This is a genomic window from Methylophaga sp. OBS4 (genome assembly GCF_026319305.1).
In the GTDB taxonomy this organism is placed as follows: Bacteria; Pseudomonadota; Gammaproteobacteria; order Nitrosococcales; family Methylophagaceae; genus Methylophaga.
Map to the genome: position 1 here is coordinate 1 of NZ_JAPDMV010000056.1, position 8,348 is coordinate 8,348.

The 8,348-nt window shown below is 49.1% G+C and carries 8 protein-coding genes and 1 pseudogene; 7 read left to right on the top strand and 2 right to left on the bottom strand.

Annotated features, from left to right (window positions below):
• The 3 genes and pseudogenes from OMP95_RS12190 to lpxA all read left to right on the top strand — a co-directional run.
• Positions 1–358, top strand: a pseudogene (locus OMP95_RS12190) (UDP-3-O-(3-hydroxymyristoyl)glucosamine N-acyltransferase); the annotation flags it as partial.
• Between the two features lie 99 nt (positions 359–457).
• Positions 458–907: a 3-hydroxyacyl-ACP dehydratase FabZ gene (gene fabZ, locus OMP95_RS12195; protein WP_266329226.1), complete on the top strand. Its 450-nt coding sequence runs from the start codon at positions 458–460 to the stop codon at positions 905–907.
• Positions 904–1,674, top strand: coding sequence for an acyl-ACP--UDP-N-acetylglucosamine O-acyltransferase (gene lpxA, locus OMP95_RS12200; protein ID WP_266329228.1), 771 nt, complete (start codon positions 904–906; stop codon positions 1,672–1,674). Before fabZ ends, lpxA begins: the two co-directional genes overlap by 4 nt.
• Positions 1,675–1,702: 28 nt before the next feature.
• Here lpxA and OMP95_RS12205 read toward each other — a convergent pair whose 3' ends face one another.
• Complete coding sequence (locus OMP95_RS12205) at positions 1,703–2,887, bottom strand: ammonium transporter (protein WP_266329230.1); 1,185 nt, start codon at positions 2,885–2,887, stop codon at positions 1,703–1,705.
• A gap of 298 nt (positions 2,888–3,185) precedes the next feature.
• On the opposite strand from OMP95_RS12205, the gene OMP95_RS12210 reads away from it, so the two are divergent.
• Genes OMP95_RS12210 through der form a run of 3 tightly spaced genes read left to right on the top strand, consistent with a single transcriptional unit; the run spans position 3,186 to position 6,395 of the window.
• Positions 3,186–3,824, top strand: coding sequence for a YfgM family protein (locus OMP95_RS12210; protein WP_266329232.1), 639 nt, complete (start codon positions 3,186–3,188; stop codon positions 3,822–3,824).
• The gene (gene bamB, locus OMP95_RS12215) at positions 3,821–4,981 is read left to right on the top strand and encodes an outer membrane protein assembly factor BamB (RefSeq protein WP_266329234.1); all 1,161 of its coding nucleotides are present in this window, start codon (positions 3,821–3,823) and stop codon (positions 4,979–4,981) included. Before OMP95_RS12210 ends, bamB begins: the two co-directional genes overlap by 4 nt.
• A 1-nt stretch (position 4,982) precedes the next feature.
• Entirely contained in the window at positions 4,983–6,395 is a 1,413-nt protein-coding gene (gene der, locus OMP95_RS12220; RefSeq protein ID WP_266329236.1) for a ribosome biogenesis GTPase Der, read from the top strand.
• A gap of 25 nt (positions 6,396–6,420) precedes the next feature.
• On the opposite strand, the gene OMP95_RS12225 is transcribed toward der, so the two are convergent.
• Positions 6,421–6,759 (bottom strand): hypothetical protein, encoded by a 339-nt coding sequence (locus tag OMP95_RS12225; RefSeq protein WP_266329238.1) that lies wholly within the window; start codon positions 6,757–6,759, stop codon positions 6,421–6,423.
• A gap of 237 nt (positions 6,760–6,996) precedes the next feature.
• Here OMP95_RS12225 and OMP95_RS12230 point away from each other — a divergent pair.
• On the top strand, positions 6,997–8,348 hold a 1,352-nt coding region (locus OMP95_RS12230), incomplete at its 3' end, for an ABC transporter transmembrane domain-containing protein (RefSeq protein WP_266329240.1).

Consider the following 8,348-nt stretch of genomic DNA (forward strand, 5'->3'; position numbering starts at 1 on the left):
CGATACGATCATTGCTGATGGCGTGAAACTGGATAATCAGATACAGATTGGCCATAACGTCACTATTGGAGAGCATTCGGTGATTGCCGGCTGTGTTGGCATTGCGGGCAGTACCCATATCGGCAAAAACTGTGCAATTGGTGGTGGTACCGGTATTGGCGGTCATCTGGAGATTGTTGACGGCGTTCAGTTGACTGGCATGAGCATGGTGACCAAGTCGATCACTGAGGCGGGGGTCTATTCCTCCGGTATTCCTGTCGAGTCAAGTAAACAATGGCATAAAAATGTTATCCGCTATCGGCAAATGGATAGCCTGTTTGAGCGTGTGAAAAAACTGGAAAAACAAATCGAAGATTGAAACAAGCTTTGCAAAAGTGCGCCGTTACTTTACCAGGATGGTGACTCAAAGTAAGATTATTGCTCTTTTATTACAATTATATATCCAAGGGATACTAGTTTGAACACGATCGACATACACGAAATTCAACGTCTTCTGCCGCATCGATACCCTTTTTTACTTATCGATAGAGTCGTTGAATTTACGCCGGGAAAACATCTTGTGGGCATTAAAAATGTCAGCTTTAATGAACCACATTTTACCGGCCATTTTCCCCAGCGCGTGATTATGCCTGGCGTACTCATTCTGGAAGCCCTGGCTCAGGCAACCGGTCTGCTGGCGTTTAAAACCACAGACGATATTCGTTCTGATACTGCACTGTATTACCTTGCCGGTATCGATAATGCCCGTTTTAAAAAACCGGTAGAACCCGGCGACCAGCTGATGCTGGAAGTCAAGCTGATTAAGAACAAGCGTAACCTTTGGAAATTCAGCGGTGAAGCCAGTGTTGACGGCGAAGTCGTAGTCAGCGCTGATATCATGTGTGTCAATCAAGAAATGCCCCAGTGATCCATCCAACTGCCATTATCGATGCTTCTGCTGTTATTGCCGATGATGTCTCCATCGGCCCGTTCACCATTATCGGTGCTGATGTCGAAATTGATGCCGGCTGCGAAATTGGTTCGCATGTGGTCATTAAAGGCCCAACTAAAATTGGCAAAAACAACCGTATTTTCCAGTTTGCATCTATAGGTGAAGAACCCCAGGACAAAAAATATAAAGGGGAGGCGACTTTACTGGAAATTGGTGACAATAACCTGATCCGTGAATCGGTGACTATCAACCGCGGTACGGTTCAGGGTGGCGGTATCACTAAGGTCGGCAGTGATAACTGGATAATGGCCTATGTGCATATCGCCCATGACTGCATTATTGGCAATGACAATATTTTTGCCAACAATGCCTCGCTAGCAGGCCACGTTATTATCGATGATTTCGTTATTCTTGGCGGCTTTACTTTGGTGAGCCAGTTTAATTATTTGGGCTCATATTCATTCAGTGCGATGGGCAGCGTAATCTCGCGCAATGTGCCGCCCTATGTCCTGGTTTCAGGGCATATGGCCAAACCTGTTGGTATCAATGTTGAAGGTCTGCGTCGTCGTCAGTTCACTGACACGCAGATTAAGAATATCCGCAAGGCCTACAAGTATATTTACCGTTCCGGCCTGCGGTTGGAGGAGGCCCGGCAGAATCTGGGCGCTATTAAACAGGACGCCGGTGAACTGGATATGCTGACGGCTTTCCTTGGCAAACAGGAAGGCGGCATTATCCGGTAGCCAAAGCTACCGGATAAGCAATTAACTATCAGTCGTTGTCAGGGGTGGCATTGATGTTGTGAATGCTCAGGTCCGCTCCGTTGTATTCCTCTTCCTGAGTCAAACGCAGTCCCAGCAACTTTTTCAATAAGCCGTAAACGATAAAGCCACCTACAAAAGCGATCAGTACCCCCAACGCGGTGCCTATCAGCTGGGACATCATGCTGACCCCCCCCAGACCGCCCAGCGCCATTTGTCCAAAAATACCGGCCGCAATACCGCCCCATACACCGCACAGGCCGTGCAAAGGCCAGACACCGAGTACATCATCGATCTTCCATTTATTCTGCGTCAGGGTGAAGGCATAAACAAACAAGGCTCCGGCGACGCCCCCTGTTACCAATGCACCAAGAGGGTGCATTATATCGGAGCCGGCACATACGGCGACCAAACCGGCCAAAGGGCCGTTGTGGACAAAGCCCGGGTCATTGCGACCAGTCAGACAGGCTGCCAGAATCCCGCCGACCATTGCCATAAGAGAATTCACTGCAACCAGACCGCTGATACCGTCTATTTCCTGAGCTGACATCACGTTAAATCCGAACCAGCCGATGCTCAGAATCCATGCGCCCAAAGCCAGAAAAGGGATACTGGATGGTGGATGGGCATATATTTCGCCTTGCTTGCCATAACGGCCTTGACGAGGACCGAGGTGCAGTACCGCAGCAAGCGCAACCCAGCCGCCTACCGCATGCACAACAATAGAACCGGCGAAATCATGAAAGCTGGCACCGAACTGATTTGACAGCCAGTCCTGAATGCCAAAGGCGCCGTTCCAGCTGATACCCTCAAAAAACGGATAGATAAAACCGGCAAGAAAGAAGGTGGCAATCAATTGTGGATTGAATTTTGCGCGTTCAGCAATACCACCCGAGACAATGGCAGGAATGGCTGCCGCAAAGGTCAGCAGGAAGAAAAACTTCACCAAAGCGTAACCGTTGCTTTCGGTGAGTACCGGCGCAGCCTCAAAAAAGTTAAGGCTGTAGGCTATGCCGTAACCGATAAAAAAATAGGCAATACTGGACACGGCAAAATCAACGATAATCTTGACTAGGGCATTGACCTGATTTTTCTTACTGACTGTGCCGACTTCAAGAAAAGCAAAGCCTGCGTGCATGGCCAGCACCATAATGGCGCCGAGTAAAATGAATAAAACATCAGTTGCGTTTTGCACGATCTTGTCCTTATTTAATTTTTAGGATGAAGCACCAAAATAGCAAGAGTTGCACCAAAATAGACAAGTCAATAAAAACAATAACATAAAAATATAGGCTCAGCAGTTGCATTGTTATATGTTCCAAAATGGTGCGCATGCAACTAAATGCGCACCTAACGGGTGCACTTTATTCTGTAGAGGCTATAAAACAGGCCCTAAGAAAACCATGATCCAAATAGTCTCAGAAAAACGTATAATTAATAGTTTTGAAAACAGCGGATTAATCCGGCCGCTTATCGAGTTTTAAGGAGCAAGCATGGATATCTATGCATCTGATGAAGAAAAGGCAGAAGAGATAAAACGATGGTGGCGTGAAAACGGCGTTTCAGTGGTGGCTGGTATCGTTTTGGCTGCTGCCGTTATCTTTGGCGGTCGCTACTGGCTTAACTATCAGCAGTTGCAGGCGGAACAGGCGTCGGTTATTTACCAGCAGTCTGTTGCTTACCTTTCCCAGGATAAAATGTCTGAAGCCGAATTAGCCGTACAGCAGCTGATGCAGGAATACTCCTCAACAGCTTATGCGGTATTTGCCGCGTTGCAGATGGCGCAATCCGCTGCAGATAACAATGATCTGGCTGCCGCGAAAGATTATCTGAGCTGGGTTATCACCAATGCCGATTTGAGCAGCCATCAGGAACTGGCCAGATTGCGTTTGGCCGGGCTGATGTTCAGTGAGGGAGATAATGAGCAGGCTCTGGCCTTGGTTAAAGCTTCCAAATCGACTGCTTTCAGTTCCCTTTTTGCTGAACTGGAAGGTGATGTTCAACTGGCGATGGGGAATAAATCAGAGGCTCATTCTGCTTATCAGCGTGCCGTTATTTCAGTTGGCGCCGGTGAACCAAGACAGATGCTTTTACAAATGAAGATTGATGATGTGGCGGCGACCGACCAATGAAGGCTAAACAATTAATCTATGCCGTTCCTTTTTTGACACTGATGGGTTGCAGCACGATAGGGGGCTGGTTTGCTGAGGACAGTTACGAAGCCCCGCCAACGGAGCTGACAGAGTTTGCTGTTGAGTTTGAACCGGAAGTTATATGGACTGCCAGTGCGGGGGATGGCGCCGGCAAAACCTATGCTGATTTGGGGGCTTGGTGGCAGAATGAAAAAATATTCGCTGTTGATAACGAGGGTGAAATCAGCAGTTTCAACGCCAGCAATGGTCGGCGTAACTGGAAAACCGACCTTGACGTTGCTGTGGTTGCCGGCGCAGGTGGCGGGATGGATCTGATTTTGGTCGGTAGCCAGAAAGGTGACTTAATTGCTCTCAATGAAGCTGACGGTAAAGAACGTTGGAGAACGCGGTTGACCAGTGAAGTGCTGGCGCCGCCTAAAGCGGCCGAAGGCATGGTGGTAGCACGTACCGCCGATGGTCGTGTCAGCGGTGTTTCTGCGGAAACAGGTGAGGTTAAGTGGTCTTATCAGCGTACGGTGCCTTTGTTAAGTTTACGCGGTGCCGGCGCGCCGGTCATTGCCGGGGATCGGGTGATTGCAGGATACGACAATGGCAAACTGGTCGCCTTGTCGCTGCGGGACGGCAAAGTGGTATGGGAGAAGAGTGTTGCCGTGCCCCGTGGGCGTACAGAACTGGACCGCCTGGTTGATATTGATGCCGATCCGGTTGTGATCAACGATACCGTTTATGTGGTGACTTATCACGGCAACGCGGCCGCTGTTGAATTGGGTAGTGGACAAATTATCTGGTCCCGTGAAATGTCATCCCAGACAGGGCTGGATGCTGCTTATTCAGATGCGGTTTATGTGACTGATGATGAAAGTAACGTTTGGGCGGTACAAGATGGCAGCGGTGATGCTTTATGGCGTCAAACACGGCTGCTTCGGCGCAAGGCTTCAGCGCCTGCTGTTGCCGGTGACTATGTACTTGTCGGGGATTTCGAAGGTTATCTGCACTGGATAGCCCGTGATGATGGAAGGTTTGTGGCGAGACAAAAAATCAGTAAAGCCGCTATTCGTAGTAAACCGCTGGTCAAAAATGGGGTGGCGTATATTACTGCCGCCGATGGCACTATTGCTGCCGTGAGAGTACCGTAACTTGAAACCTGTTATCGCCTTGGTTGGACGTCCGAATGTCGGCAAGTCAACTATTTTTAATCGTCTTACCCGCAGTCGGGATGCCCTTGTAGCCGATTATGCCGGTCTGACGCGTGACCGGATTTATGGCATAGTCAGGGAGGAAGACCTGGACTTCATCCTGATTGACACCGGCGGCCTTACGGACCAGACAGACAATATGTCTGATTTGATGCGTAAGCAGGCCCGTGTGGCTATTGAGCAAGCGGATCTGGTGCTGTTTATTGTTGATGGCCGCGCTGGTTTGATGCCTACAGACAGAGATGTGGCGCAACAGCTTCGTAATGAAGGCAAACCTGTGTGTCTGGTTATCAATAAGACCGAAGGTGAGCAGCGTGAAATGGTGGCGGCTGATTTTTATGCACTTGGACTGGGTGAGCCGCAGGTCATTTCAGCGACACAGGGGCGGGGATTTCCTGAGTTACTGGCTGAAATCAAAACAGCGCTGCCTGATGCTGTTGTGACTTACCAAGAAGAAGAGGATACGGAAACAGAACAGGATAATATCCGCCTGGCGGTGCTTGGTAGGCCCAATGTTGGTAAATCAACCCTGATAAACCGGCTTCTGGGTGAAGAGCGGGTTGTTGCTTTTGATGAACCCGGCACCACTCGTGACAGTATTCATATTCCATTCGAAAAAGACGGTGTCAGTTACACATTGATCGATACGGCGGGGGTACGTCGCCGCTCCAAAGTGTCGGAGAAACTGGAAAAATTCAGTGTGCTTAAAACGCTGCAGGCGCTGGAAGATGCCAATGTGGTGATGCTGGTTCTGGATGCCCATGAGGGTATTGTTGAGCAGGATCTGCACCTGGCCGGACTGATTGTTGAGAGCGGCCGGGCCGTGGTGCTTGCAGTTAATAAATGGGATGGTCTGGAAAAAAGTGAGCGGGAGTGGGTGGCGACAAATATTGAACGCCGGCTGCCGTTTTTGAATTTTGCCAAGACACATTTTATCTCCGCTTTGCATGGTAGTGGTGTCGGTCTGTTGTTTAAATCCGTGCAACAGGCCTACCGGTCAGCCATGAGCAAAGTGCCGACGTCGAGACTGACGCGGGTGCTGGAAGATGCGGTTGCGGATCATCCACCGCCACTGGTCAGAGGCCGCCGTATTAAGTTTCGTTATGCCCATCTGGGGGGCAAAAACCCACCACGCATTATCATTCATGGCAACCAGACCGAATCGACCCCTAACAGTTACAAGCGTTATCTGGAAAATACGTTCAGAGATGTGTTGAAACTGCAAGGCACGCCGGTGATGATTGAATTTAAAACCAGCGACAATCCGTTCAGGGACAGAATGACAAAACCGGCTGAACCGGTAGCGGGCAAAAGAGCCAAGACCGGCCATCGTGGCCGTAAGCGCTCAGATTAAGAGCGCCCAGGGGGCAAGGGTTCGATTAAAGAATACCTTGATCATCCCCCATCAAATCATCCAGGCTGTTTAGCTGACCGCGAATTTTTTCGCGGTTGGCAAGTTTCTCCCTCGCTGCCAGCGGCAGGTCGGTAAACAGTATCACTTCCTTGTCAATCAGGGTATTGACCAAATCTTCCAGCACACGAATCAATGCCATATCGGATACGGACAGTGCCGCCCGGGCATGATCAGCATTTTCAGACTCGCGTAAAAAAGTTAATAACTCTTCAGAATTAACCGACAATGTTTCCTGAGCATCTTGCTGAGGCGCATCGAAGACTGCCACGATATTTCCCTGATCATCTCTTTTTACAAAGGCCATTTTGTTTTCTCTTGCAACTTGCCCGCAGGGCGTGAAATTTATGGTATACCGAAACAAGCTGGAAATGGGCTCCCGCAAGGAGAGACAAGAAGCTTCCTTCTTGTCTTGCTGCTAACGTGCATTTCCATGTCATTTCGGTATATATTGAGCTTTACAGTAAAGCAAAAAACTGTGAAACTCATCAAAATTATATTAATGCCAGCCTAGCATCAGATGGACACGGAGCAAATCATTAACTTGAATACGCAAACGCAATGGGAAGCGGAAGACAGTTACCGTACTCTTGATGATCCACTGCTGGGATGCCTGAACATACTGGCAAAAATGCTTAACAAGCCGCATAGCCCGGAATCTTTGACGGCCGGTTTGCCTCTGGTCAATAATCGCCTGACCCCTAAGCTTTTTTCCCGTGCTGCCGACAGAGCGGGCTTGTCTTCCAAAGTGGTTAAAAGACCACTTCGCAAAATTTCCAATTTAGTTTTGCCGGCCGTGTTACTGCTTAATGACACCAATGCCTGCATTTTGCTTGAAGTCAGCGATAAAACAGCCAAGGTAATTTTTCCAGAGACCGGTGAGGGTGAATCTGAAGTCACGTTGAAAGAACTGGAACAGCTGTTCAGCGGTTATGCCATTTTTATCAAGCCGGTACATCATTTTGATACACGCACTGAATTCAGTTCGATTCCCCGCACCCAACATTGGTTCTGGGGCACTATTTTGCGTTTCTGGCCGATTTACAGTGAAGTCTTTATAGCTTCAATCCTGGTCAACAGTTTTGCGCTGGCTTCGCCGCTGTTCATCATGAATGTCTATGACCGGGTTGTACCCAACCATGCCATAGAAACATTATGGGTGCTGGCGATAGGGGTTGCCACGGTATTTATCTTTGAATTGCTGCTCAGGACCTTGCGGGCCTACTTCATTGATATGGCGGGTAAGAAAGCGGATGTCATACTTTCTGCCACTATCTTTGAGAAAGTCATGGCAGTGAAAATGGCAGCCCGATCCAACTCGGTGGGCTCGTTTGCCAATAGCATGCAGGAGTTTGAGTCTTTTCGGGATTTTTTTACCTCTGCGACGCTGACTACGCTGATTGATTTACCCTTTGCGTTTTTATTCATCGCGGTTATCTGGTTGGTGGCCGGACCGGTGGCGTATATTCCATTGGCGGTGATTCCGGTGATCATTCTGGTCAGCCTTATTATCCAGATCCCTTTGGGGCGTACGATTCAACAGCTGTTTCGCCACTCAGGTCAGCGTAGTTCCACGCTGATAGAAACGTTGACCGGTCTGGAAACTATTAAAAGTATTGGTGCCGAAACACCGATTCAGCGGAAATGGGAACAGACAATTGGTTTTATGACCAAGTATAGCCAACGGGCCCGGTTATTGTCGGCTAGTGCCATTAACTTCGCTTCATTTCTGCAACAGATGGCCACTATTAGTGTCGTGGTGTTTGGTGTTTATCTGATTACTGAAAATGAGATCACCATGGGGGCATTGATTGCCAGCACTATTCTGACCGGCCGGGCGTTGGCGCCTATGGCACAGCTTGCCGGTATTCTGACCCGCTATCATCAGTCCAAGGC